Genomic DNA, 26,196 nt, shown 5'->3' with positions numbered 1-26,196 from the left:
TCGCCCCTTCGGGGCCAGCGCAAGCGCTGTTCAACATGCTAAAGCATGTTGTGATGCAGCTCGAATGATTTCGTGTATAGACAGGCCCCGTATCGCAGTCACGCGTACGGGGCAGAATGTAAGTATAGATGGGGGAGTTTTTGGGGGTTTCAACCCCCGGAGGCGAGCCTAATGCAGTTTCCGTGACCTGCCAGCTTCAGACGGGCGATGGTGTTATCGACGTTTTCTTTGCCTTTGACCGGGCCGATGACCACGCGATTCCAGCCGTTGTTGGTGGTGATTCTGGAATCAAAGCCTTCAAACGCCAGTTGCGCACGGACGGTTTCCGCCTGCTCAGCACCTTTGAACGAACCGCACTGTACCATCCAGCGACGATCGTCTTTTTTCTCTGGCTTCGGCGGCGGCGTCACTTCACGCACTTCCGGGATACCGTTATTGCTCTGCGCTTTTGGCTGCGAGGCGGCGGTGTGCGCTGGTGTTTGCAGCAGATCCTGATACGGCGCCTTGTTGGAGACCGTTGCCTTTGGCGCCTGCTGGGTTTGATGCGTCTGCTGAACCGGCTGCGGCGCGCGCGTTTGTGGCTGCTGTACGACCTGCTGCTGCGACCACTGCTGTTGCTGAGCCTGCTGCGCAAGGCGCTGGCGCTGCAAGGTTTGCTGGCGCTGCGCTGGCGTTTGCTCGTTCCACGGCACTTCCGTCAGCTGCGTTGGCTGCTGGCGCATATCCGCCTGCATCTGGGCCAACAGCTGGCGCTGCTCGTCGGTTAGCTGATTCGGGTTAATCACTTCCCCGCCCGCAGACGGTTCGGTTGGCGCACGAACGCCTGGCTGGCGACTTTCCAGCTCTTTGATATAGCGCCAGCGTTCTTCCGGCTCCGGCGGAAGGCCATTCCCGGTCACCTGGCGGCTCTGGAGTGCTTCAGACTCTTCTTTCTTATGGTGCGTAATGAAGTACAAACCGCCGATAAAGGCGACGACAACTGCGGCAGCAATCGCCACCATGGCAGGAGAGACTGCCGGAAAGTTACTTTGCTTTTTCCGTGTATTCCGTGAAGCGCTGTTCTTGCGCCGCGAAGGTGCCTGTTGGCTGCGGCGTACATAGTCTCGTTGTGCCACTATCGTTTCGCTGTCTTTTTCCGTTAGTTAGCCCGACATGTTACTTAAGCGACGGGGCTTTGACCAGACAAGCAAGTCCTAAAGCACCCTGCTTTACATCAAATTTTGCTTGTGCTGCCACGAATGATCAGTTCGCAATCCAGCAGACGCGAACCACTATCAACAAACTGCCCGCTCAGTTGATTCAGCAACAGCAGCATGGCTTCCCGACCAATATCGAAACGTGGTTGAGAAACCGTGGTTAGCGGTGGGTCGCAAAATTCAGCCAGCGAGATGTTATCGAAGCCAATAATGGACAGGTCATCCGGGACTTTCAGCCCCTGACGTTTAGCGTAAGAGAGTGCGCCCAGCGCCATAATATCGCTGTGGCAGAAAATGGCGGTTGGTGGCTGAGGCAGCGCCAGCAGCTGTTCCAGTGCGTTAGCGCCGGCTTCATAGGTGAAGTTGCCGCGGGCGATATAGTGAGGGTCGACGGTAATACCACAGCGACGCAGCGCCTGCACGTAGCCTTGTAGACGATAATGGCACAGCGGCATCTCTTCCGGCCCGGCGATACAGGCGATGCGCTGGTGGCCGAGTTCGTGAAGATAGTTAACGGCATCAAACGAGGCGGTGAGGTTGTCGATGTGTACCGTCGGCAGCCCCAGCTCGGGAGCAAATTCGTTAGCCATCACCATTGGCGGCAGATTGCGCTGTTCTTCAATGCTGGCGTCGAACGGCAGACGCGAACCCAGCAGCAGCATGCCGTCAATTTGCTTGGTGATGATTAAATCGATGAAGGTTTTTTCCTGCTGATTCTGGTGAGCACAGTCGCCAATCAGCACCAGATAGCCCTGTGCTGCAGCCGTCACCTCGATCCCGCGGATCACTTCGCTAAAGAAGGGATCGCAGATATCCGGAACGATAACCAGAATAGTGCGCGACTCATTGCGCTTCATGTTACGCCCCTGCATCTGCGGCAGGTAGCCCACTTCCAGCGCCGCTTGCTCTACGCGGTTACGCGTGGCCTGCGAGACTTTCTCTGGGTTCATCAATGCACGAGATACGGTTGCCGTAGAGACATTCGCTTGTAGGGCAACATCCTTCATGGTTGCGGCAACAACCGGTTTTTTAGCCTTCACCTGATTTCTCCTCGCTAACTGGCGCAGGCACGTCCTATGTGACCTGACATCTGACACACTTTTATCAGATAGTTAGGGGGATCCGTTACAGAATTTTCATCAGAAATGTGATGTTTGTTTGATTTCTAGATCCCGCTCGCAACTCTGCATTAACCTTCGATTGGGTCAACGTCGAGAACCCACTTCACCTTGCGGGATTCCGGCAGCGTATTGATGAGCGCGAGGCTCGCCGTGACAATATGCTGCAGGCGAATGCGTGAAGGGTGCTGTAGCAGTATCTGCCAGCGGTAGCGGCCGCCACGTTTCGCTGCCAGCGCCGGAACCGGGCCAATCACCCACAGTTTGTCATCCGCCAGCGGGCTGGCCTGTATCAGGTTACGCAGCTGTTGCAGGAACACTGGCGCCTGCTGATTGTTGTGATCTTCGGCGCGAATCAGCACGTGGCTGGTGTATGGCGGCAACTGCATGGTCTGGCGTTCCGCCAGCGCCTGCTCGGCGAAGGCGTTGTAGCCTTTATAAAGCAACGTTTGCAGCAGCGGGTGGTCGGGATGGTGCGTTTGCAAAACCACTTCGCCCTGTTTACCCGCGCGTCCGGCGCGGCCGGAAACTTGGGTATAAAGCTGGGCAAAACGTTCTGCCGAGCGGAAATCAGCGGAGAACAACGCGCCGTCTACGTCCAGCAGGGCAACCAGCGTGACGTCAGGGAAGTGGTGGCCTTTCGCCAGCATCTGGGTACCAATCAGAATACGCGCGCCACCGCGATGTACTTCCGCCAGATGCTGTTCCAGCGCGCCTTTGCGGCTGGTGGTATCGCGGTCGATACGCGAGAGCGGCACGCCGGGGAACATCGGGCCTAATACTTGCTCCAACTGCTCGGTACCCAAGCCCACCGGCACCATGTGCGTTGAGCCGCAGGATGGGCACTGGCGTGGGATAGGGCGCTGGCTGTCACAGTGGTGGCAGCGCAGATGATGCTGTGCCTGGTGCAGCGTGTAGTAGCTGTCGCAGCGCGGACATTCGGCAATCCAGCCGCAGTCGTGGCACAGCAGCGTAGGGGCGAACCCGCGGCGGTTAAGGAATAAAATGACCTGGTTGTCGGCCTGCAAATGCTGGCGCATACGGTTGATCAGCGCCGGTGAGAGCCCGGCCTGAAGCTGCTGCCCTTTTAAATCCAGCACGTGCTGGGTCGCCGGACGGGCGTTACCCGCGCGACGAGTTAAGCGCAGCAGGCGATACTTGTGCTGGCGTACGTTGAGCAGGGTTTCCAACGCCGGTGTTGCCGATCCGAGGATAATGGGGATCTGCTCGCTGTGCGCACGCCATACCGCAAGGTCGCGGGCGTGGTAGCGCCAGCCTTCCTGCTGCTTGTAGGAGCTGTCGTGCTCTTCATCGATGACAATGACGCCAAGATTTTTAAACGGCGTAAACAGCGATGAACGGGTACCGATGACGATCGCCGCTTCACCGCTTTTGGCCTTGAGCCAGGCGGCCATGCGCTCGCTGTCGTTCAGCGCCGAGTGCAGCACTTCTACCGGTGCATTAAAGCGCTCGCGGAAGCGGGCGATAGTTTGCGGCGTCAGGCCGATTTCCGGCACCATTACTAGCGCTTGCTTACCCTGCGCCAGCACGTTTTCCAGCACGCTGAGGTAGACTTCCGTTTTTCCCGAACCCGTGATGCCTTCCAGCAGCCAGGCGGAAAATTCGTCGGACGCGCTGTGAATCGCTCCTACGGCGGTTGCCTGTTCGGTATTCAGGCGCAGACGTTCGCCAGGTACGGAATAGGTGGTGCGCCAGTCGATAGTTTCCGGCGCAATACTGCCCAGCTCGCAAAACCCTTTGGCGCGCAGCGACTGCATTGCGCTTTCATTAAACTCCAGCTCCGCGACCTGATGGCGCCAGATCTTCCCCTGACGCAGTGCGGCCAGCGCCTGCTGTTGTTTTGGCGAGCGCTTCAGGCTGTTAATGTCCACCGCCTGACCCTGCTCAGTGGCAAACCAGAACCACTGCGGCGTGGCGCTGGCAGGTTTCCCCTGGCGCAGCAAAATGGGCAGCGCATGGAACAACACGTCGCCAATAGGGTGATGGTAATAGTCTGCTGCCCACAGCAGCAGCCGCCAGACGGAAGTGGAGAAGACCGGTTCGCCGTCCAACACCTCAATGACCGCTTTTAGCTCATCGCGCGGCAGCTCGCTGCTCTCGTTGACCGAGACGACAATCCCCACGCGCTCCTGTTTACCAAACGGCACGCGCACGCGGCAGCCTGCTTTCGCGCTGAGGTCATCAGGCAGCAGGTAGTCGAAGGTGCGGGGCAGCGGAACAGGCAGGGCAACGTGAGCAACGGGCATGTTTTCTTCCTGACTTGAAATCTGGCGAGACAGTATACACATTGTGGTAAGGGAACGCGGATCAGTTTGCATCTGTTGGTCAAATTCTGTATGATTCGCGGCCTTTGATGCATCTTTGTATCATCGACCTATACTATTAACATCGCGTGGTGTCTGGCGTTAGGGCTGGAAGAGCGACGCGGCCTTAACCGAGGTTTTCCCCATGAAAAAAGATATTCACCCGAAATACGAAGAAATTACTGCAACTTGTTCTTGCGGTAACGTCATGCAGATCCGCTCTACCGTTGGTCACGACCTGAACCTGGACGTGTGCGGTAAATGCCACCCGTTCTATACTGGCAAGCAGCGTGATGTTGCTACCGGTGGCCGTGTTGACCGCTTCAACAAGCGTTTCAGCATCCCAGGCAGCAAGTAAGTTGCCAAGCGAAAAAAGCGCCTCAGGGCGCTTTTTTTGTGCCCGAAAAACGGCGCGGCTTTCCGCCTATCTTTATAATTCATTCCATTTTATTGCTGAATGCTTTTTTTAATAAATAAGAAAAATATATATTTATAGCAGCGCTATTTTTATTTCTGAGTAAATTTTATTATTGGATTCATTTTAATTATATTTGTCTGATAACCTATTTATAGCAACTAATCATTGTTGTTGGTGATCTGCATCTTATTCATCTTGAGTTTTTTGCCATTTTTCATTGTTGGTTGGCAGTAATAAAAAGGTGTAACCGTAAATTACAAAATAAAATATCAGCGTAAATAAATACAAATAAATAGCCTTGACTCATTGCGCGGATAGCTCAGCGAGGATTGGACTGGTTGCTGATTATTTTAAAGAGTAATTACCATGAAAATGAAATATGCCTTATTACTTCTTCCACTATTATCCGGCGCTGCGCATGCGGGTTACGTAGACTATCGTCATGAGTACTATGATGATGGTCGTAACTACGATCGTGTGTATATGTCGAATCGTTTTGCGACTGGTTTTGGCGTCGCCGTTGAAGCGGTATCTCGCTCCGATGAGAAAGAGTCAAACCATGCGCTAAACAATATGGAGTCTAATAGTGCAGAGTATACGGCTAGCTATCAATTTGAATGGAAGGGTTTTATCTGGCAGCCAGGGATAGCCGTTGAGATGGGTGATGATATGGCAATCTACAAGCCCTATATCCGCGTCCAGTATAATATTAATGATAACTGGTGGACGGCTTTCCGCTACCGTACGGAGTATGCCCGTCGTAACGGAGATGGACGCGATGACCGCACCGTTTATCGTCCAGAGGCCTGGTTGGGTTATAACATCGAAAATTGGATGTTTGAGCTGAACGGCATTTATAAAGTTGCGGATAGCGAAGATCTCTACAATAACGGCAAAGATGATTACGAATATAACTTCCGCGTCGCTTATAACATTGATTCGTGGATTCCTTTTGTTGAAATCGGTAACGTTTCTTCCGGTTATAACACGACAACCACCGACGATCGCCAGACGCGTTATCGTATAGGCCTCGGTTACAACTTCTAATAATGAGTTCCTGTATTCCGTTTATTTAACGGTGCATCAGGATGTGCGCATAATTTGCGTGAATAATGTGTCTAAGGAGTTGACATCATGTCGAGTGATGGAGATATCGCTGACTGCAATAAAAATATAGCGGTCAGACCTTTCGGATTCAGAGACAAAATTGGTTATTTATGTGGTGACCTGGGAACCTGTTTTATTCTCGGGTTGGTCAACAGTTTCTTAATGATTTATTACACGAACGTACTCGGGGTTTCCGGTGTGATTGTTGGGTCGCTCTATTTTGTGACCAAGCTCTTTGATGCGTTTGTCGACGTTGGCGTTGGGCGCCTATGTGATACGTCCAAACTGACCGCTCATGGACGTTTTAACCCTTGGGTGCGTCGCATGAAGTATCCGTTCTGTATTATTGCGGTCGTCCTGTTTTTGCCGTTTGTACATGATTTTTCTTATACGGCGAAAATTATCTATATTTGCTGCTCCTATTTTATTTACGGTTCACTGCTATCGACCGTCAGCATCCCTTACGGTGCAATGTCAGCGGCAATTAGCTCTAACCCGGAAGATCGTGTGTCGCTCTCAACCTATCGTAGCGTTGGGTCGGCAATCGGTGGTGGGGCTACCGGCTTCTTTATCCCTATCCTGATGTACACCACCCTGGTTGACGGCAGTCAGGTCATTTCCGGACAGCACTTTTTCTGGATTGCCATTGGCTGCGCGGTGCTGGGTTTTATCTTTTTAAGCCTGACCTGCCACTTAACGACAGAACGCGTGCGGGTGGAGAGAAAAGAGAGCATGCCTGTTTCTGTTTTGCTCAAAGGGCTGTTGCGTAATAAAGCGCTGATCGTATTAGTTGTTGTGGACCTGCTGATTGTGATTAACCAGGGCCTTTCAGGTACAAATATGACGTACCTGTTCAACGACTACTTCCACAATAAAGAGGCCATGTCCGTCGCTTTACTGTTTACCTTTGGTTCTCTGGTATTGTTGGCGCCATCGGCATCATGGCTCACCAGGCGGTTTGGCAAAAAAGAAGCCAGCGTGGGTGCGCTGCTCTTTGCGGTGGTGATGTACGTATTGATGTATTTCAGCCATATTACCGATGCAAAAATTTATCTGGTTTTCCTGTTCCTGGCGACGCTCGGGGCGGGCTTATTCAACCTGATGATCTGGGCGTTTATGACCGATGTTTGCGATTATCACCAGTATGTGACCGGCGACCGTGAGGATGGCACCGTGTATGGTGTGAACTTCTTTGCTCGTAAGATAGGCCAGGCGTGCGCTGGGGCTATTGGTGGCTTTATGCTGGCGATCATTGGCTACCAGTCTTCATCAACAGGTGGTGCCGTACAAACCCGTATTGTGCAGGAAAATATTTACACCATGGCGAACCTGCTACCAGCCTTATGTCTGTTCCTGGCGGCCGTTATCTTGATTTATTTCTATCCGCTGAACCGTAAAGAGACGCTCAAAATGGAAGAAACGTTGAATAAATTCAACGGGATCAGCAAGTAATACAGAGTAGAAAAGGCGGTGGGGCACTCTTACCGCCTTTTATTTTTCCAAACGGCAGCTGCATACGCTATTTTTTGTGATATTGGTCACAAAAAAGTTGCAGGGCACACCGGATGCGGTTATTATCTGCACATCAAATGACCTCAAGATTAATACGGGTAAAGGTGTGACTATGCTGACTGCAATCAAAAACGTTTTTGTTTCCTACCTGATCTCTATGTCTGAGCTGCATCCTGAAGTGACTCGCTTCTAAGACACTGAACAAATTATAGAAAACCGCCTCATGAGGCGGTTTTTTTATGTCTGGGGTTCCGCTTCAGGGCCACCAATAAAAAAGCCGGAAAACGTTGACGTTTCCCGGCTTTGTCAGCAAATCAGTACTCCCACGTATCCGGGTCAATCCCCAGTTCACGCATAATATCTTTCGCCGCTTCCGGAATTTCATCGCTGCGCTCTTTACGCAGGTCTTCATCGTTAGGTAACGGTTGACCGGTAAATGCATGCAGGAACGCTTCACACAGCAGTTCGCTGTTGGTGGCGTGACGCAGGTTGTTCACCTGACGACGCGTGCGTTCATCGGTGAGGATCTTCAACACCTTCAGAGGAATGGAAACCGTAATTTTTTTTACTTGCTCACTCTTCTTACCGTGCTCAGCGTATGGGCTGATATATTCGCCGCTCCATTCAGCCATGAGATACCTTTAATCCTCTAGTCATAAGTTAACAGGCCGGGTCACGGCCGTGATCGCGCGTAGTTTACCGTACAGAGCCCTGCTGTGACACGAGCTTCGGCTTCGCAGATGTGCGCTAATGCATATAATTTTAACGGCTATTTGCCAATAGCTCAATCTATACGCAAAGAAGTTTAGAAGTCTAGATGTATTGACGGCTATGGTAACAATGTTTACTCTGGAGTCCGACTTTTCACCGACCTTGCCAGGAACGAATCCTCATGACCCGTAAACAGGCCACCATCGCAGTGCGTAGCGGATTAAATGACGACGAGCAGTATGGTTGTGTTGTCCCGCCTATTCATCTTTCCAGTACCTATAACTTTACCGGCTTTAACGAGCCGCGTGCGCATGACTATTCACGTCGCGGTAACCCGACGCGTGATGTGGTTCAGCGGGCGCTGGCCGAACTGGAAGGAGGCGCAGGCGCGGTTCTGACCAATACGGGCATGTCGGCGATTCATCTGGTGACCACCGTATTCCTCAAGCCTGGCGACCTACTGGTTGCCCCACACGACTGCTACGGCGGCAGCTACCGTCTGTTCGACAGCCTGGCAAAACGTGGCTGCTATCGCGTGCTGTTTGTCGATCAGGGCAATGATGAAGCGTTAAAAGCGGCGCTGGCGGAAAAACCAAAGCTAGTGCTGGTCGAAAGCCCAAGCAACCCGCTGCTGCGCGTGGTGGATATTGCGAAAATCTGCCAACTGGCGCGTGACGCCGGTGCGGTCAGCGTGGTGGATAACACCTTCCTGAGCCCAGCGCTGCAAAACCCGCTGTCGCTCGGAGCGGATCTGGTCCTGCACTCCTGCACCAAATATCTGAACGGCCACTCCGATGTGGTCGCCGGCGTGGTGATTGCAAAAGATCCAGAAACGGTCACAGAACTGGCATGGTGGGCGAATAATATCGGCGTCACCGGCGGCGCGTTCGACAGCTATCTGCTGCTGCGCGGCCTGCGTACGCTCGTACCACGTATGGACGTGGCGCAGCGCAACGCCCAGGCGATTGTCGATTTCCTGAAAACCCAGCCGCTGGTGAAAAAGCTGTATCATCCTTCTTTGCCGGATAACCAGGGGCATGAAATTGCCGCTCGCCAGCAGAAAGGGTTTGGTGCGATGCTGAGCTTTGAACTGAACGGTGACGAACAGACGCTGCGTCGCTTCCTGAGTGGGCTGTCGCTCTTCACGCTGGCGGAATCGCTGGGTGGGGTAGAGAGCCTGATTTCTCACGCGGCCACCATGACCCACGCGGGCATGGCCCCGGAAGCGCGCGCGGCCGCAGGTATTTCTGAGACGCTACTGCGTATCTCAACCGGTATTGAAGATAGCCAGGACTTAATTGCCGATCTGGAAAATGGATTCCGGGTCGCAGCAGAGGGGTAAACATGAGTGTGATTGCGCAGGCAGGGGCGAAAGAGCGTCAGCTGCATAAATTTGGTGGGAGTAGTCTGGCGGATGTGAAGTGTTACCTGCGCGTTGCCGGTATTATGACGGAGTACTCTCAGCCCGGCGATATGATGGTCGTTTCCGCCGCAGGGAGCACCACCAACCAGCTGATTAGCTGGCTGAAACTCAGCCAGACCGACCGCCTCTCTGCGCATCAGGTTCAGCAGACGCTGCGCCGCTATCAGTCCGATCTGATTAGCGGCCTGCTGCCTGCCGAGATTGCCGACGGCATGATTGCTGACTTCATTCACGACCTGGAACGCCTGGCCGGGCTCCTGGATAACGGCGTCAGCGATGCGGTCTATGCGGAAGTGGTCGGTCATGGTGAACTGTGGTCGGCTCGTTTGATGGCGGAAGTCCTGAAGCTGCAAGGTCTGGACGCCGCCTGGCTGGATGCACGCGCGTTTTTACGCGCTGAGCGCTCCGCGCAGCCGCAGGTTGATGAAGGTCTCTCTTATCCGCTGCTGCAACAGCTTCTGGCGCAGCATCCGGGAAAACGTCTGGTCGTGACCGGTTTTATCAGCCGCAACAACGCGGGTGAAACCGTGCTGCTGGGGCGTAACGGCTCTGACTACTCCGCGACGCAAATCGGTGCGCTGGCGGGGGTTTCCCGCGTCACCATCTGGAGCGACGTGGCTGGGGTGTACAGCGCCGACCCGCGTAAAGTGAAAGATGCGTGCCTGCTTCCGCTGCTGCGTCTGGATGAAGCCAGCGAGCTGGCGCGTCTTGCCGCACCGGTGCTCCACGCTCGTACCTTGCAGCCGGTTTCCGGCAGCGATATCGACCTGCAATTACGCTGTAGCTATACGCCGGATCAGGGCTCTACGCGCATTGAGCGCGTGCTCGCCTCCGGTACCGGCGCGCGTATCGTCACCAGCCATGATGACGTCTGCCTGATTGAGTTCCGCGTTCCTGCAAGCCAGGACTTCAAGCTGGCGTATAAAGAGATAGACCAATTACTCAAGCGCGCCCAAATCCGCCCGCTGGCGGTAGGCGTGCACGCTGACCATAAGCTGCTGCAGTTTTGCTACACCTCAGAAGTGGCCGACAGCGCGCTGAAAATTCTTGATGAAGCGGGCCTGCCGGGCGAGCTTCGCCTGCGTCAGGGTCTGGCGCTGGTGGCAATGGTAGGCGCGGGCGTCACCCGTAACCCACTGCACTGCCACCGTTTCTGGCAGCAGCTGAAAGGCCAGCCGGTTGAGTTTACCTGGCAGTCCGAAGAGGGCATCAGCCTGGTCGCCGTGCTGCGCGCAGGGCCAACCGAAAGCCTGATTCAGGGTTTGCACCAGTCGCTGTTCCGTGCGGAAAAACGTATCGGCCTGATGCTGTTTGGCAAAGGCAATATTGGTTCCCGCTGGCTAGAGCTGTTTGCTCGTGAGCAAAGCACGCTTTCTGCCCGCACTGGTTTTGAGTTTGTGCTGGCCGGGGTGGTCGATAGCCGCCGTAGCCTGCTGAACTATGAAGGGCTCGACGCCAGCCGCGCGCTGGCCTTCTTCGACGATGAAGCTATTGAACAGGATGAAGAGTCGCTGTTCCTGTGGATGCGCGCCCACCCGTACGACGATCTCGTGGTACTGGACGTGACCGCCAGCCCGCAGTTGGCCGATCAGTATCTTGATTTCGCCAGCCACGGTTTCCACGTGATCAGCGCCAACAAGCTGGCCGGGGCCAGCAGCAGCGATAAATATCGCCAGATCCACGACGCGTTCGATAAAACCGGCCGCCACTGGCTGTATAACGCGACCGTCGGCGCGGGTCTGCCGGTGAACCACACCGTGCGCGACTTGATCGACAGCGGCGACAGTATTCTGGCGATTAGCGGTATCTTCTCCGGGACGCTCTCCTGGCTGTTCTTACAGTTCGACGGCAGCGTGCCGTTTACCGAACTGGTGGATCAGGCCTGGCAGCAGGGGCTGACTGAACCCGATCCACGCGTCGACCTTTCCGGTAAAGACGTGATGCGTAAGCTGGTGATTCTGGCGCGTGAAGCGGGCTACGATATCGAGCCGGACCAGGTACGCGTTGAGTCTCTGGTGCCCGCGCACTGTGAAGAGGGCTCAATCGACCACTTCTTTGAAAATGGCGATGAGCTCAACGAGCAGATGCTCCAGCGCCTGGAAGCGGCGCAGGAGATGGGACTGGTGCTGCGTTACGTGGCGCGATTCGATGCGAACGGTAAAGCCCGCGTTGGCGTAGAAGCCGTGCGTCAGGAGCACCCGCTGGCATCGCTGCTGCCGTGCGATAACGTCTTTGCGATTGAAAGCCGCTGGTACCGCGATAACCCGCTGGTGATTCGTGGGCCGGGCGCCGGTCGCGATGTGACCGCCGGGGCGATTCAGTCGGATATCAACCGTCTGGCGCAGCTGTTGTAATTAGCGTTCATTGTTCGCCGCAAACACCTCTTTTGCGGCGAACAGGCCGTTTAGCGCCGCCGGAAATCCCGCATAAACCGCCATCTGCATAATCACCTCAATAATCTCGTTCTGCGTTAAGCCAACGTGCAGCGCAGCGGCGATGTGTACCTTAAGCTGAGGTGCGGCGTTACCCATGGCGGTGAGCGCGGCGACGGTGGCAATTTCCCGACTGCGAAGGTCCAGACCCGGACGCGCATAAATATCGCCAAACGGAAATTCAAGCAGATAGCGGGCGAAGTCCGGCGCGATATCCTTCAGGCTATCGACAACGGCATCCCCCCCTTTCCCATCAACCTGTTGCAGCATTTTCTGGCCGGTAATATAGCGTTCTGAATTCATGATAAGCCCCTCGTTAGTTAGCGTATGGCGAGAGGATAGGGCGCGTGGTTCCATTTGGATAATACCGATTCCGTGATACCTTTTCGGTATGACTACATCTCCCTTGCATGGTCTGGATATCCGCCTGCTGCGCTACTTTGCCGTGGTAGCGGAAGAGAACAACATGCGCCGCGCGGCTGACAGGTTATATATGTCGCAGCCGCCGTTAAGCCGCCATATTCGCCAGCTTGAAGAACGGCTGGGGGTGACTCTTTTTGTCCGGCATACCAAGGGGCTGACGTTAACGGCTGATGGACTGCGGGTGCTGGAGATTATTCGCCCGCTGCTGGCGCAGCAGGATGAGACCTATATGGCCTTAAGCCAACTCGCACAGGCAGAAGCACCGTCGCTACGCATAGGGCTGACCACCGCGTTTGAGCAGGGCGTTTTTGCTTCGCTGGAAGCCGTGCTGGCGGCGCAGGTGGAGGCGCTGCACGTGGTACGGCATGGCTCGCCGGAGCTGGTGCGTCAGGTACGTCGGGGGAAACTGGATGCCGCGCTGGTCGCGCTACCGCTGGAGACCTCGGCGCTCAGTCTTACGCGGCTAAATCGGCAGGAGCCACTGATTGCGGCGCTGCCCGCACAATGGGCGGAGGCGGAACAAGAGCGACTGACGCTGAGCGCGCTGAACGGCAGGCCGCTATTCTGGTTTAAACGCGAACGTAATCCAGCGTTCTTCGATTCTACCCGCGATATTTTCCGTCGTGTTGGCTATGTCCCTGCCTGCCTGGAAGAACCTCTGGAACATGATGTGCTGCTGGCGCGTATTGCTCGCGGCGAAGGGCTGAGCCTGTTTCCCGCCTCTTTTGCCGCTATTCAGCGCCAGGGCGTGGTTTTCCGGGCGATTGATGAAACGGCGCTCTGCGTGGAATGTGGCCTGGTGATGTTACCGGAAAATGCCGCGCGTCTTGCCTGGCTTCTGGAGATGGCTCAGGCCGACTCACGGGTCACTAACTGACCGGAAAGCGTAATCGACTGATTCTCTAGTGCAGGCTCTTTGAGCTTGCGGATCATCAACGTGGCTGCCTGCCGTCCGCTCTCTTCACTGGCGGAAGAAACATAGGTAAAGGCCGGTGACGTGAGGTTGATGTGCAGCATATCCTCAAAGCCAATCAGAGCGACCTGCTGCGTCAGGAAGACATCTTTACCTACCGTGCGTCCCACCTTATGAATCCCATCAATACAGCCGATCATGGCATCCGGTGAGTGGCAAAGCAGTGCGGTAATCGCGTTGTTGTTTTCCAGCAGTTGGCGCGTGGCCACGCTGGCGGCGTAGGTATCGTCGCCGCAGGCAGGGCTAAACTCTTCGCGGTGAGTAATCCCAAGACGGGTGAGGGTGTTGCGAAATCCTACGAGGCGCTGCTGGCGAATCAGGTCGTTTTCCAGGCCGCCGAGATAGGCGATATAGCGATGACCGCGCTCAAGCAGATAGCGCGTTGCCAGACTTGCTGCCTGTTGGTTATCGCGCAGCACGCGATTGCACTCATCCTGAATGGGCGACTGCGAGACAACAACCAGCGGCAGCGGGCACTGACGAATTTGTGCGGGTAACGTATCGCGGCGGGAATCGGAGGCCAGATAGATAACCCCGGCAACCCCTTGTTGCTTGAAAGACAGCAGGCAGCGTTCCAGGTGTTCATGCTCGTTCAGCGGCTGACCGAGAAAAACCATATAGCCCTGCGCTTCCAGTTCCTGCACGATGCTCGCCATCACTTTGATGGAAAAGCTGTCGCTGAAGTCGCGAAGAATAAGACCAATCAGGTTGGAGGTGTTTGCGCGAAGGTTGGCGGCGGCGACGTTGTGGACGTAGCCCAGCTCAAGAATGGCGGCCTGCACTTTTTCGATGGTGGCATCGGAGATTTTGCCTTTCTGGCGAAGTACCAGCGACACGGTAGAAACCGATACGCCCGCTCGTTTCGCGACATCAATTATGCTGACCTTCTTCAAAAATCGCTCCCTGAGCCGTCACGCCAATCCACACAAAACAAGGAGGCTCCCATCAGAACGGGAACCTCCAACCGATCATAATCTTATGATTATTTGCCAATCATCGTCGACATGGTTTCTGCGATAAATTGCGCTCGTGCGCCAAATATTACCTGAATTCCGTGATCGCCGACGAAAACGACCCCGCGAGCGCCGATATTGTTCAGCCCATCTTTGTCCACCGGCCCTTTATCCGCCACTTCAAGACGCAGGCGGGTAATGCAGGAGCCCACGGAAGCGATGTTATGCTCGCCGCCCAGCAGGTCGATAATCTCCGTTGCCAGATCTTCGTCGGTTTTGTCGTTGGCGCTGACCGTGGTTTCCGTACGGCCCGGCGTTTTGACGTCGAAACGTCGAATCACAAAGCGGAAGGTGAAGTAGTAAATCAGCCCCATCGGGATACCGACGATAATCGCGTTCAGGAAGTTGGTCTGGTAGCCGTTAAACGACGGCAGGATCCCGAAGGAGATGTAGTCGATAAGCCCGGCCGAGAACGACTTGGCGATATGCGCATGCAGCAGGTACATCACCATGTAGGAGAGACCGGCCATGATGGCGTTGAAGACGTAGAGAATTGGCGCCACGAAGATAAAGGTGAACTCAACCGGCTCGGTGATCCCGGTCAGGAAGCAGGTCAGCGCGGCGGAGAACAGAATACCGGCGGCGATTTTTTTATTCTTAGTGTGCGCTTCGTGGTACATCGCCAGACAGGCCGCTGGCAGCGCGAACAGCATCAGCGGGAACTCGCCCTGCATGAATTTACCGGCGTTCTGGTAGGTATCGCTGCTGAAGGATTTCACCCCTTCTTCCAGCATTTTGAACCAGATAGTCTGGTCGCCGTGGATAACCTGACCGGCGTGGGTGGTGTAGTCGCCGAAGGAGTACCAGAACGACGGATACCAGATGTGGTGCAGGCCGAGCGGAATCAGCGCACGTTCAACCAGCCCGAAGATAAAGGTCGAGGCTGCCTGATTATCTCCGTTGATAACCACAGACAGCGCATCGATACCCGCCTGAATGTGCTGCCAGATGTATGGCAGTATCAGACCGAGCACGAACGACAGCAGCGCGGTGGCAATCGCCACGAAGCGTTTGCCGGAGAAGAAGCCGAGGAATTCAGGCAGCTGCATTTTGTGGAAGCGGTTAAAGCACCACGCCGCCAGGATGCCGCAAATCAGGCCGCCAAACACGCCCATCTGCAGGGTTGGAATCCCCACCACCATTGCGTATTTCCCGCCTTGTCCCGCCATTTCCGGCGTAATGCCCAGCACGGTACTGATAGTGATGTTGGTGACAAACACGGAGACGGCGGCGGACAGCGCCGCGATGCCGGATTCGGAGGCCAGGCCGACGGCAGAGCCGATGGCAAACAGCATTGGCAGGTTGTCGAAGATAATCCCACCGGCGTTCATCATCAGCGGCAGATGGAATTTATCCCCGAATGCCAGCAGCAAACCCGCCGCGGGCAGAAGCGAGATCGGCAGCATCAGCGCGCGGCCAATCATCGACAGTTTGGAAAGCGATTTAACAACACTTTGAATCAGACTCATACTGATTTCCCCCGATAGACGCCTCTTCGTGCGTGCTTTTAGTAACCCTGTTTATATTAGGTATAACGTTATAGTAGAACGTTCTACTTATCGTGAAACAAGTCATTAACGTCTGCAATTGAATTTTTGTTTAGTAGGCGAATGCGTGAAAAATATGAGATCTAGTTCTCAAATTCTATGCCATAGTGAAAGTGTGGTTAATGTGACCAGACGGGGAGCGTGTGAGAGGGTTGCCAAACTATTTATGTGCGGGAAATCGTTCTCTGACAGCACAGCCTGCTCCATTTACTGGAGAGGTGAAAATTTTTCATCTTGATTGCAGAGAACTCACTTTTTACGCGGATTTTTCTATTGACGCCTGACCTCTTTTGGGGCACTTTTACATCCAGACGTCTAAACGGATAGATGTTTACAACACAACAATAATGACACGTGATTGATAGGGGTAAGGTATGAGCTTTTTTCACGCCAACCAGCGGGAAGCGCTGAACCAGAGTCTAGCCGAAGTTGCAGGGCAGATTAACGTTTCTTTCGAATTTTTCCCGCCGCGCACCAGTGAAATGGAGCAAACCCTGTGGAACTCTATCGATCGCCTAAGCAGCCTGAAGCCGAAATTTGTGTCGGTCACCTACGGGGCGAACTCCGGCGAGCGCGACCGTACGCACAGCATCATCAAAGGTATTAAAGATCGCACTGGTCTGGAAGCGGTACCGCACCTGACATGTATCGATGCGACGCGCGACGAACTGCGTGCTATCGCCCAGGATTACTGGAACAACGGCATCCGTCATATCGTCGCCCTGCGTGGTGACCTGCCGCCAGGCAGCGGCAAGCCGGAAATGTATGCCTCCGATCTGGTCACTTTGCTGAAAGACGTGGCCGACTTTGATATCTCCGTGGCAGCGTACCCGGAAGTACACCCGGAAGCGAAAAGCGCACAGGCGGACCTGCTTAACCTGCGACGTAAAGTGGAAGCCGGTGCAAACCGCGCCATCACCCAGTTCTTCTTTGATGTCGAAAGCTATCTGCGCTTCCGTGACCGCTGCGTCTCGGCGGGCATCGATGTGGAAATTATCCCGGGCATTTTGCCGGTGTCGAACTTCAAGCAGGCGAAGAAATTTGCCGACATGACCAACGTGCGTATTCCTGCCTGGATGTCGGCAATGTTCGACGGCCTCGACGATGACGCCGAAACCCGCAAGCTGGTGGGCGCGAACATCGCCATGGACATGGTGAAAATTCTGAGCCGCGAAGGGGTGAAAGATTTCCACTTCTACACGCTGAACCGCGCGGAAATGAGCTACGCCATTTGCCACACGCTGGGCGTGCGTCCGGCGTAATATTTTGCCGGATAGCGCTACGCTTATCCGGTATCCGGCCTACGACATTGGTATTTTGTAGGCCCGGTAAGCGAAGCGCCACCGGGCAGCGGCTCGCGTTCAAATTCCCTGCTTAGAAATAAGAAACTCCTTATATTTTGAGGGGTTTCTTGTCGTTTCTCTCGATCGATCACAGTCAACTTACCCCAAATTATGTAAGGATAAGGCTGACCTGCGCAGAAATTCCTCTCTGACAAGGGAAAAATAAGAGGAATTAACTATCAAATCCGTGGGTCATTTCAGCTATAACTTATCAGCAGGGGTGTATATCTTAACGATAAATACTGTAAGGGAGCATAGTGATGAGCACGCCAGACGATATCCAGAACGCAGGTAAATGTCCTTTCCACCACGGTGGTGATCACGATTTAAGCGCCGGCGCTGGCACCAGTAGCAAGGACTGGTGGCCGAAGCAGCTTCGCGTTGATTTACTTAATCAGCATTCCAATCGCTCTAACCCGCTGGGTGAAGACTTCGATTATCGCAAAGAATTCAGCAAATTAGATTACTCCGCACTGAAAGGTGATATTCGTGCGCTGTTAACTGATTCGCAGTCCTGGTGGCCAGCAGACTGGGGGAGCTATGTGGGGCTGTTTATCCGCATGGCATGGCACGGCGCGGGTACCTACCGTTCTACCGATGGTCGCGGTGGCGCAGGTCGCGGTCAACAGCGTTTTGCACCGCTGAACTCCTGGCCAGATAACGTGAGTCTGGATAAGGCGCGTCGTCTGCTGTGGCCAATCAAACAGAAATATGGGCAGAAAATTTCCTGGGCCGACCTGTATATCCTTGCGGGTAACGTGGCGCTGGAAAACTCTGGCTTCCGTACCTTTGGTTTTGGTGCCGGGCGTGAAGACGTGTGGGAACCAGATCAGGACGTAAACTGGGGTGATGAAAAAGCCTGGCTGGCACACCGTGACCCGGAAGAGCTGGCAAAACGCCCGCTCGCAGCTACCGAAATGGGCCTCATCTACGTGAACCCGGAAGGGCCAAACGCCAGCGGTGAACCGCTGTCTGCGGCAGCGGCGATTCGCGCCACCTTCGGTAACATGGGGATGGACGACGAAGAGACCGTGGCGCTGATTGCCGGTGGTCACACGTTGGGCAAAACCCACGGCGCGGCTTCGGCTACGCATGTCGGTCCGGATCCGGAAGCGGCACCTATTGAATCTCAGGGCCTGGGCTGGGCAAACAGCTTCGGCAGCGGGGCGGGTAAAGATGCCATCACTTCCGGTCTGGAAGTGGTCTGGACGCAGACCCCTACCCAGTGGAGCAACTACTTCTTCGAGAACCTGTTCAAATACGAATGGGTGCAGACCCGCAGCCCGGCTGGCGCAATCCAGTTTGAAGCGGTTGACGCACCGGACCTGATCCCAGATCCGTTCGACCCGTCGAAAAAACGTAAACCAACCATGCTGGTGACCGACCTGACGCTGCGCTTCGACCCGGACTTCGAGAAAATTTCTCGCCGCTTCCTGAACGACCCGCAGGCCTTTAACGAAGCCTTTGCCCGCGCGTGGTTCAAACTGACCCACCGTGATATGGGGCCAAAAGCGCGTTACATCGGGCCAGAAGTGCCACGTGAAGATCTGATTTGGCAGGATCCGCTGCCACATGCGTTCTTCAACCCGACCGCCGAAGATATCGAAAGCTTGAAGGCGGATATTGCAGCGTCCGGCCTCTCCGTGAGCGAACTGGTGTCGGTTGCGTGGGCTTCGGCTTCCACCTTCCGCGGCGGTGATAAACGCGGTGGTGCGAACGGTGCTCGTCTGGCGCTTGCGCCACAGCGTGATTGGGAAGTGAACGCCACGGCGGCTCGCGTTCTGCCGGTGCTGGAAGGTATCTATAAGTCAGCGCACAAAGCTTCTCTGGCCGATATCATCGTGCTGGCAGGTGTGGTGGGCGTTGAGCAGGCAGCGAAAGCGGCCGGCGTTAACATCAAAGTGCCGTTCACTCCGGGTCGCGTAGATGCGCGTCAGGATCAGACGGACATCGAGATGTTTGAGCTGCTTAAACCGATCGCTGATGGTTTCCGTAACTATCGTGCGGCACCGGGCGAAGCGACCACCGAATCTCTGCTGATCGACAAAGCACAGCTGCTGACCCTGACTGCGCCGGAACTGACCGTGCTGGTTGGTGGTATGCGTGTACTGGGTGCGAACTTTGACGGTAGCAACCACGGTGTCTTTACCGACAACGTGGGCGCGCTCAGCACTGACTTCTTCGTCAACCTGCTGGATATGCGCACCGAGTGGAAAGCGACTGACGAAACGTCTGAGCTGTTTGAAGGCCGTGACCGTGAGAGCGGTGAGGTGAAATACACCGCAACGCGCGCTGACCTGGTCTTTGGCTCTAACGCCGTACTGCGCGCGCTGGCTGAGGTTTATGCTTCCAGCGATGCGAAAGAGAAGTTTGTGAAAGACTTCGTGGCGGCATGGGTGAAAGTGATGAACCTGGACCGTTTCGACCTGCTGTAAGGTGGGCGTGATGGAATAAAAAAATCCCCGCGAAAGCGGGGATTTTTGTTTGTGGGCTTAAGGTAGCCCGGACGAGACGCGTTAGCGGCGACTCCGGGGAGATCCCGGCGTCACTTCGTTCGGCCGGGCTACTTTATTTCATTACTCCCACTCGTGCAGAAAACGCTGCCCATACTGATCGGCCACCAACAGCGCCGCGTAAACGCGGTCAGGGTCCGCGCCGCCAGGCATGTTGTGGATGGTTTCCCCTTCGGCGCAGGCCGCTTCCGCGACCAGGCGCATTTTCGCCGGAATATCTTCTTTGATATCCAGCTGCGCCAGGGTGATCGGCAGGCCGACGCTGTGGCACAGGGCGGCAACGGTTTCAATTTCTTCCACCGAGGCGTTTTCCAGAACCAGCTGAGTCAGCGTACCAAACGCGACTTTCTCACCATGGTAATAATGATGCGCGTCCGGAATCGCCGTCATGCCGTTGTGGATGGCGTGTGCAGCGGCCAGACCACCGCTCTCAAAGCCGACGCCGCTCAGATAGGTGTTGGCCTCAATCACGCGCTCCAACGCTGGAGTCACCACGTGCTGCTCGGCGGCCAGCATTGCTTTTTCGCCTTCTTCAATTAGCGTGTTGTAGCACAGCTCGGCCAGCGCCAGCGCGGCTTGGGTGCATTTGCCGCCGGCCATGGTGGTGGCGCCGCTGCGTGAGCAGGCGCGTGCTTCAAACCAGGTGGCCAGCGCATCGCCAATACCGGCTGCCAGCAGACGCGCTGGGGCTCCGGCGACAATTTTGGTGTCGACGATAACCATGTTCGGGTTATGCGGCAGCATCAGATAGCGGTCGAATTCACCGTCATCGGTATACAGAACGGAGAGCGCGCTGCACGGTGCATCGGTAGAGGCGATGGTGGGAACAATCGCGACCGGCAGATTCATAAAGTGGGCCAGCGCTTTAGCGGTATCCAGCGTTTTCCCACCGCCGATGCCTAAAATGGCGCTGCATTTTGCGCTGTTTGCCACGTCTTGCAGACGGTTAACTTCGTTCTGCGAGCACTCGCCGCCGAACGGCGCGATTTCAACGGACAAGCCTGCGCCGGTCAGGCTTTTACGCAGCGTCTCTTCGGCAAATCCCAGCACGAACTTATCACCGACGACCAGCCAGCTATTGGCCATTGGTTTCAGGTAGTCACCAAGACGTGTGATCACGTCTGCACCCTGAATATACTTACCTGGTGATTGAATAATGCGATCCATACATTTCTCCTACAGGTTCAGATTACCAAATGCGTTTTTCCAGTCTTGCTCAAACTTCTCTATAGCTGACTCTACTGCGGGAGTGCCGAGCATTTGTTGCGCTACATCTAAAGGAAGTGTGATGGCTTCACATCCAGCCAATAAACAGTCCAACGCCTGGCGCGGGGTTTTGAAACTGGCGGCCAGCACTTTGCTCTCCGGGGCGTGCAGTTCCAGCAATGATTGCAGCTCCTGAACCATACGAATACCGTCCCCGCCCTGTGCATCAACGCGGTTGACGTATGGCGCAACGTATTTTGCACCTGCCAGCGCCGCCAGTAGCCCCTGAGAGGCACTGTAGACGGCGGTGCCAAGCGTTGGGATACCTTCTGTTTTCAGGAGCTTAATGGCCGCAAGACCTTCGGCGGTGACCGGAACCTTCACCACAATTCCCGGCACCGCGTCATTCAGCTTACGCGCGTCGGCGACCATGCCTTCGGCGGTGCGGCTCATGGTCTGGGCAAACAGGGTGCCGTTTTCGCCCACGGCTTTTTTCAGTCGCGGCAGCACGTCCCAGATGGATTCGCGGCTGGCGGCCACAATGCTCGGGTTGGTGGTGACACCGACAATCGGGAAAATTCGGGCCAGACGTTCCACTTCCTGCACGTTGGCGGTATCCAGATACAGTTCCATGCTATTTCCTCTTAAAGTTCCAGTTCGTGTTGCAGCAGGCTGGCGATAGCGTCGGCAGAGGCGGCGTTAACCAGAGCGCTGCGGAATTCTTCATGCATGATGCGGCGGGCCAGGCGCGAGAAGATGCGCATATGCTGGTCTCCGGCGGCATGTTTGTTCAGCGTCAGCATAATGATGAACTGCGCCTCGTCATCGCCCCAGGCCACCGGTGCGGGCAGGCGGGCGACGCTGATGGTCGACTGCTCAATATGTTCAGACTTGCTGTGCGGAATGGCGAAGCTGAAACCCAGTCCGGTGGAGAAGACCGCTTCTCGCGCCCACAGGTCGGCTTCCAGCTTGCGCGGGTAACGGCAGCGTCCGGCGAGCAGCAGGTTGTCGGTCATCCCTTTGATGACCTCTTCTTTGCTGCGCCAGTCGTTGTCGAGCGAAATGCAGCGCGGGGTAATCAGCGGGGCGTCCTGCTGACTCATGCGGAACTGGGCGAGCAGATGCTCCACTTCCAACGACGTACGGCAGGCCATTGCCTGGTTGAGCAACTGACGGCAGGCGCGGCTGTCGAGCTGCGCCAGACGCGCTTTGGTCGCCGGAATCGACGGCGCGCTCATGCTGATTTCGTCCATTCCGAGCCCAACCAGCAGCGGCAGTACCGAGCCTTTAGCGCCCAGCTCGCCGCACAGGCCAATCCATTTCCCCTGGCGATGCACCGCCTGCACGGCGAAATCGAGGGCGCGCAGGAAGGCCGGATTCAGACTGTTGTAGTGGCGAGTCACTTTGGCGTTATCGCGGTCAACCGCCAGTAGATACTGGGTCAGGTCGTTGCTGCCGATACTGAAGAAATCAATTTCTTCACAGCACTGATCGATGATGAACATCACCGACGGTACTTCCAGCATGATGCCCAGCGGAATGCGCTCATCAAACGGCACGTGTTCGCTGCGCAACTGCTGTTTAGCTTCGGCCACCTTCTCTTTGACCCATAAAATCTCTTCCATGGAGGAGATCATCGGAATCATGATTTTCAGGCTGCCGTGGGCGGAGGCGCGGAGAATCGCGCGCAGCTGGGTGGTGAACAGTGTGGAGTACTCTTCATAAATGCGTACCGCACGGTAGCCAAGGAACGGGTTGTTCTCTGCCGGAATGTTGAGGTAATCCACCGGCTTATCGCCGCCGATGTCCATGGTACGGATAATAATGCTACGCCCTTCGGCGGACTCCAGCGCCTGGCAGAAAATGTTATACAGCTCGCTTTCGCTCGGTTCACTGGCTCTGTCCATATAGAGCATTTCGGTGCGGAACAGGCCGACGGCTTCCGCGCCGTTGCCAAAGGCCGCCAGTGCTTCAACGGAGTGGGCAATGTTGGCGGCAACTTCCAGACGAATGCCGTCGGCGGTGCGCGCTTCTTTACGTAGCCACACGCTTTGCTGTTCGCGAATGGCGGCCTGTACGCGTGCTTCCTGCTGGTAGTAACGGGAGATGGCCTCCGTTGGGGCAACAATCACCGCGCCCGCGTTGCCATCGAGATAAACCGGCTGGTTCTGCCACGGCGTCAGCGCTTCGATCTCCACGCCAACGAGAGTTGGAATATTAAAGGAGCGAGCGAGAATGACCGTGTGCGAGGTGGTGCCGCCGCTTTGCAGCAGCAGGCCTTTGAGCAGGGTTTTGTCCAGTTCGAGGAACTGGCTTGGGGTCAATTCTTCCGCAACGCAGATGGACGGCTGGGTAAGCTGGCCCGGTGCCGGGAAGCGGTCTTCACCATAAATATGCTGCAGCAGCTGGAAGCCGACGTCGCGCACGTCCAGCGCGCGCTCTTGTAAATAGCTGCTGCTGGAGCGGGCAAATTCGGCGCAGAAGTGGTTGGCGCTCTCAACGATGGCCTGCGCGCAGCTCAGACCGTTATTCACGCCTGCCAGTAAATGCTGGCGCAGCGAGGTATCGGTGGCGAGCGAACGGTGCGCTTCCAGGATGGCGCTGGCGGTACTGTCGTTGTCTAACAGCCGCAGTTCCAGCGTTCTGACCAGCCGCGTCAGGCCACTATCCAGCGCTGCTTGTTCTTGCTCTGCGCTTTTGGCGGGCGGCAGTTCACCGAGGTTGTTGAGATCCAGCGCCGCAAGGCGAGTGAGCACGCCACCCGCGCTGCCGTTGCAGACCGGCAGCGCGCGAAATAGCGTCGGGTTGAGGCGAGTTAAGGACTCCGGCAGTGCCTCCTGCTCTACGTTGGCAACCTGCGCCAGCGGCGCATCGCACAGGGGAAACTCCTCTTTCAGCCAGGCGGAGAGGCGTTGATGCGCGCTCTGTTCATCCGCACCGTTCAGCAGCAGGCGGCAGCTATCGCCCGACAGCGTATCGGTGCCGATAATCGCCAGCGCGCTTTTAGCATTGCCCTTACGGTCCGTGCGCAGGTTATGCCACTCAATATCGCAGCTAAATGTGTTGCACAGCGTCTCTACGTGACTGGCCGGGCGGGCGTGGACGCCGTTCGGTAATTCACAGACAAATTCAACAACCAATGCCATAACCTTCTCTCCCAAATCATTCGATATGGGTAACAGAATAGGGGGCTTGTGAAGGGCCATGCTATCTGACATTTATGTCAAAAACTGGACAAATGTATGGTCTGCTGGAAAATGCGAGCAACCTCACAGGTTGCTCGCCTGGTGTATTTTCCACGTTGTTGCGCTAACTTTGAGGTCGCTCGCATTTTTCTTCTGATATTACAAAAATCCAGTAAATGCACTTTTTATCCACTGTCTGTCCCGCCGCCAATTGCCTATTGTTTGCCACAACACCCTAATAGACATGGGCCAAAGAAGCCCAGGAGCGACTGATGAAAGAATTGGTGCAAATACTCAAAAACACCCGTCAGCATTTAATGACTGGCGTGTCGCACATGATCCCGTTTGTTGTTGCAGGCGGCATTTTACTGGCCGTCTCCGTCATGCTGTACGGCAAAGGGGCCGTACCTGATGTAGCAACCGACCCTAACCTGAAAAAGCTATTTGATATTGGCGTCGCGGGCCTGACGCTGATGGTACCGTTCCTGGCCGCCTACATTGGTTACTCCATTGCTGAACGTTCTGCGCTGGCGCCTTGCGCCATCGGCGCATGGGTGGGTAATAGCTTTGGTGCGGGCTTCTTCGGCGCGCTGATTGCCGGGATTATTGGCGGCATCGTGGTCTACTACCTGAAGAAAATTCCGGTGCACAAAGTGCTGCGCTCGGTGATGCCTATCTTCGTGATTCCTATCGTCGGCACCTTTATTACCGCGGGCGTCATGATGTGGGGGCTGGGCGAGCCGGTGGGTCTGCTGACCTCCAGCCTGACGCAGTGGCTGCAAGGCATGCAGGCTGGCAGCATCGTGGTGCTGGCGGTGATTATGGGCCTGATGCTGGCGTTCGATATGGGCGGCCCGGTGAATAAAGTGGCCTACGCTTTCATGCTGATCTGCGTTTCTCAGGGCGTCTATACCGTGGTGGCGATTGCCGCCGTCGGCATCTGCGTTCCGCCGCTGGGGCTGGGGCTGGCAACGCTGATTAACCGTAAAAACTTTAACAATGAAGAGCGTGAAGCGGGGAAAGCCGCGCTGGTCATGGGCTGTGTAGGGGTAACTGAAGGGGCGATTCCGTTCGCGGCGGCCGACCCGCTGCGCGTCATCCCTTCCATTATGCTGGGTTCCGTCTGCGGCACCGTCACCGCCGCGCTGATGGGGGCACAGTGCTACGCCGGGTGGGGCGGCTTGATTGTCCTGCCGGTGGTTGAAGGCAAGCTGGGCTACCTGCTAGCGATTGTGGTTGGTGCGGTAGTGACGGCGGTTAGCGTCAACGTCCTGAAAAGCCTGGCGCGTAAGAACAAAAAAGCGGTTGTCGAAAAAGAAGACGACTTAGATTTAGATTTTGAAATTAACTAATTGAGAAGGTAGAAGATTATGACCAATATTATTGCGGTAACAGCTTGTCCTTCCGGTGTAGCACACACTTATATGGCAGCGGAAGCGCTGGAGAGTGCGGCAAAATCGAAAGGCTGGAACGTGAAGGTAGAAACGCAGGGGTCAATTGGTCAGGAAAATGAGCTGACGGCGAGCGATGTAGCCGCAGCCGACATGGTGATTCTGACCAAAGACATCGGCATTAAGGCCGAAGAGCGTTTTACAGGGAAAACCATCGTGCGGGTTAATATTAGCGATGCGGTTAAACGCGCCGACGCTATTATGAATAAGATCGAGGCACACTTAGCGCAAAGCGCGTAAGTTTGACCCCGATACAATAGAAACTCAGCAACTGGCGGGCGCGAAAGGATTTTTTGCGCCC

The 26,196-nt window shown here is 55.5% G+C and carries 20 protein-coding genes; 10 read left to right on the top strand and 10 right to left on the bottom strand.

Annotated elements, in window-relative coordinates; translation table 11 throughout:
• Positions 1–149: 149 nt before the first annotated feature.
• From ftsN to priA, 3 genes are all read right to left on the bottom strand, one after another.
• Positions 150–1,115 carry a cell division protein FtsN gene (gene ftsN, locus MY052_RS23585; protein WP_248537959.1) on the bottom strand — a complete coding sequence of 322 codons (966 nt, stop codon included), beginning with the start codon at positions 1,113–1,115 and terminating at the stop codon, positions 150–152.
• A gap of 98 nt (positions 1,116–1,213) precedes the next feature.
• The gene (gene cytR, locus MY052_RS23580; protein WP_035892361.1) at positions 1,214–2,236 is read right to left on the bottom strand and encodes a DNA-binding transcriptional regulator CytR; all 1,023 of its coding nucleotides are present in this window, start codon (positions 2,234–2,236) and stop codon (positions 1,214–1,216) included.
• A gap of 149 nt (positions 2,237–2,385) precedes the next feature.
• Positions 2,386–4,581 carry a primosomal protein N' gene (priA, locus tag MY052_RS23575; RefSeq protein ID WP_202216839.1) on the bottom strand — a complete coding sequence of 732 codons (2,196 nt, stop codon included), beginning with the start codon at positions 4,579–4,581 and terminating at the stop codon, positions 2,386–2,388.
• Between the two features lie 202 nt (positions 4,582–4,783).
• Here priA and rpmE point away from each other — a divergent pair, with 202 nt between their 5' ends.
• From rpmE to MY052_RS23560, 3 genes are all read left to right on the top strand, one after another.
• Entirely contained in the window at positions 4,784–4,996 is a 213-nt protein-coding gene (gene rpmE / locus MY052_RS23570) for a 50S ribosomal protein L31 (RefSeq protein ID WP_035892364.1), read from the top strand.
• A 426-nt stretch (positions 4,997–5,422) separates the two neighbouring features.
• Positions 5,423–6,103: an oligogalacturonate-specific porin KdgM family protein gene (locus tag MY052_RS23565; RefSeq protein ID WP_035892367.1), complete on the top strand. Its 681-nt coding sequence runs from the start codon at positions 5,423–5,425 to the stop codon at positions 6,101–6,103.
• Between the two features lie 87 nt (positions 6,104–6,190).
• Positions 6,191–7,615, top strand: a complete 1,425-nt coding sequence (locus tag MY052_RS23560; protein WP_248537958.1) for an MFS transporter — start codon at positions 6,191–6,193, stop codon at positions 7,613–7,615.
• A 374-nt stretch (positions 7,616–7,989) separates the two neighbouring features.
• On the opposite strand, the gene metJ is transcribed toward MY052_RS23560, so the two are convergent.
• Positions 7,990–8,307 (bottom strand): met regulon transcriptional regulator MetJ, encoded by a 318-nt coding sequence (gene metJ, locus MY052_RS23555; protein WP_202216836.1) that lies wholly within the window; start codon positions 8,305–8,307, stop codon positions 7,990–7,992.
• A gap of 260 nt (positions 8,308–8,567) precedes the next feature.
• Between metJ and metB the strand changes: the two genes are divergently transcribed.
• Both metB and MY052_RS23545 read left to right on the top strand, forming a co-directional pair.
• Positions 8,568–9,728 carry a cystathionine gamma-synthase gene (gene metB, locus MY052_RS23550; protein ID WP_035892372.1) on the top strand — a complete coding sequence of 387 codons (1,161 nt, stop codon included), beginning with the start codon at positions 8,568–8,570 and terminating at the stop codon, positions 9,726–9,728.
• 2 nt (positions 9,729–9,730) lie between these two features.
• Positions 9,731–12,163 carry a bifunctional aspartate kinase/homoserine dehydrogenase II gene (locus MY052_RS23545; protein WP_202216835.1) on the top strand — a complete coding sequence of 811 codons (2,433 nt, stop codon included), beginning with the start codon at positions 9,731–9,733 and terminating at the stop codon, positions 12,161–12,163.
• On the opposite strand, the gene MY052_RS23540 is transcribed toward MY052_RS23545, so the two are convergent.
• A complete protein-coding gene (locus MY052_RS23540) occupies positions 12,164–12,544 on the bottom strand; it encodes a carboxymuconolactone decarboxylase family protein (RefSeq protein WP_035892374.1) in 381 nt (126 codons plus the stop codon). It lies immediately after the preceding gene.
• An 88-nt stretch (positions 12,545–12,632) separates the two neighbouring features.
• Here MY052_RS23540 and MY052_RS23535 point away from each other — a divergent pair, with 88 nt between their 5' ends.
• A complete protein-coding gene (locus MY052_RS23535) occupies positions 12,633–13,541 on the top strand; it encodes a LysR family transcriptional regulator (protein WP_248537957.1) in 909 nt (302 codons plus the stop codon).
• On the opposite strand, the gene malI is transcribed toward MY052_RS23535, so the two are convergent.
• Positions 13,514–14,530, bottom strand: coding sequence for a Mal regulon transcriptional regulator MalI (malI, locus tag MY052_RS23530; RefSeq protein ID WP_035892376.1), 1,017 nt, complete (start codon positions 14,528–14,530; stop codon positions 13,514–13,516). The two genes, MY052_RS23535 and malI, sit on opposite strands and share 28 nt — an antisense overlap.
• Before the next feature lie 89 nt (positions 14,531–14,619).
• Positions 14,620–16,119, bottom strand: a complete 1,500-nt coding sequence (locus MY052_RS23525) for a PTS transporter subunit EIIC (protein ID WP_035892377.1) — start codon at positions 16,117–16,119, stop codon at positions 14,620–14,622.
• A 452-nt stretch (positions 16,120–16,571) separates the two neighbouring features.
• Here MY052_RS23525 and metF point away from each other — a divergent pair, with 452 nt between their 5' ends.
• The gene (gene metF / locus MY052_RS23520) at positions 16,572–17,459 is read left to right on the top strand and encodes a methylenetetrahydrofolate reductase (protein WP_035892378.1); all 888 of its coding nucleotides are present in this window, start codon (positions 16,572–16,574) and stop codon (positions 17,457–17,459) included.
• Between the two features lie 341 nt (positions 17,460–17,800).
• The gene (katG, locus tag MY052_RS23515) at positions 17,801–19,975 is read left to right on the top strand and encodes a catalase/peroxidase HPI (protein ID WP_248537956.1); all 2,175 of its coding nucleotides are present in this window, start codon (positions 17,801–17,803) and stop codon (positions 19,973–19,975) included.
• 141 nt (positions 19,976–20,116) lie between these two features.
• Here the strand turns inward: katG and gldA are convergent, their stop codons facing one another.
• Genes gldA through ptsP form a run of 3 tightly spaced genes read right to left on the bottom strand, consistent with a single transcriptional unit; the run spans position 20,117 to position 24,405 of the window.
• Positions 20,117–21,220: a bifunctional L-1,2-propanediol dehydrogenase/glycerol dehydrogenase gene (gene gldA, locus MY052_RS23510; protein ID WP_115073656.1), complete on the bottom strand. Its 1,104-nt coding sequence runs from the start codon at positions 21,218–21,220 to the stop codon at positions 20,117–20,119.
• Between the two features lie 9 nt (positions 21,221–21,229).
• Positions 21,230–21,892 (bottom strand): fructose-6-phosphate aldolase, encoded by a 663-nt coding sequence (fsa, locus tag MY052_RS23505; RefSeq protein WP_248537955.1) that lies wholly within the window; start codon positions 21,890–21,892, stop codon positions 21,230–21,232.
• A gap of 11 nt (positions 21,893–21,903) precedes the next feature.
• Complete coding sequence (gene ptsP, locus MY052_RS23500) at positions 21,904–24,405, bottom strand: phosphoenolpyruvate--protein phosphotransferase (RefSeq protein ID WP_248537954.1); 2,502 nt, start codon at positions 24,403–24,405, stop codon at positions 21,904–21,906.
• A gap of 311 nt (positions 24,406–24,716) precedes the next feature.
• Between ptsP and MY052_RS23495 the strand changes: the two genes are divergently transcribed.
• Together MY052_RS23495 and MY052_RS23490 are read left to right on the top strand one after the other, a co-directional pair.
• On the top strand, positions 24,717–25,796 hold the full coding sequence (locus MY052_RS23495) for a PTS fructose transporter subunit EIIC (RefSeq protein WP_123651633.1): 1,080 nt from the start codon (positions 24,717–24,719) through the stop codon (positions 25,794–25,796).
• Between the two features lie 18 nt (positions 25,797–25,814).
• Positions 25,815–26,135, top strand: coding sequence for a PTS fructose-like transporter subunit IIB (locus MY052_RS23490; RefSeq protein ID WP_035897728.1), 321 nt, complete (start codon positions 25,815–25,817; stop codon positions 26,133–26,135).
• Positions 26,136–26,196: the final 61 nt, after the last annotated feature.

The sequence above is a fragment of the Kluyvera ascorbata genome (assembly GCF_023195735.1).
Taxonomy (GTDB): Bacteria; Pseudomonadota; Gammaproteobacteria; order Enterobacterales; family Enterobacteriaceae; genus Kluyvera; species Kluyvera ascorbata.
The sequence above is the reverse complement of the archived record's forward strand: the minus strand, read 5'-3'. Positions and strand labels throughout refer to the sequence as shown.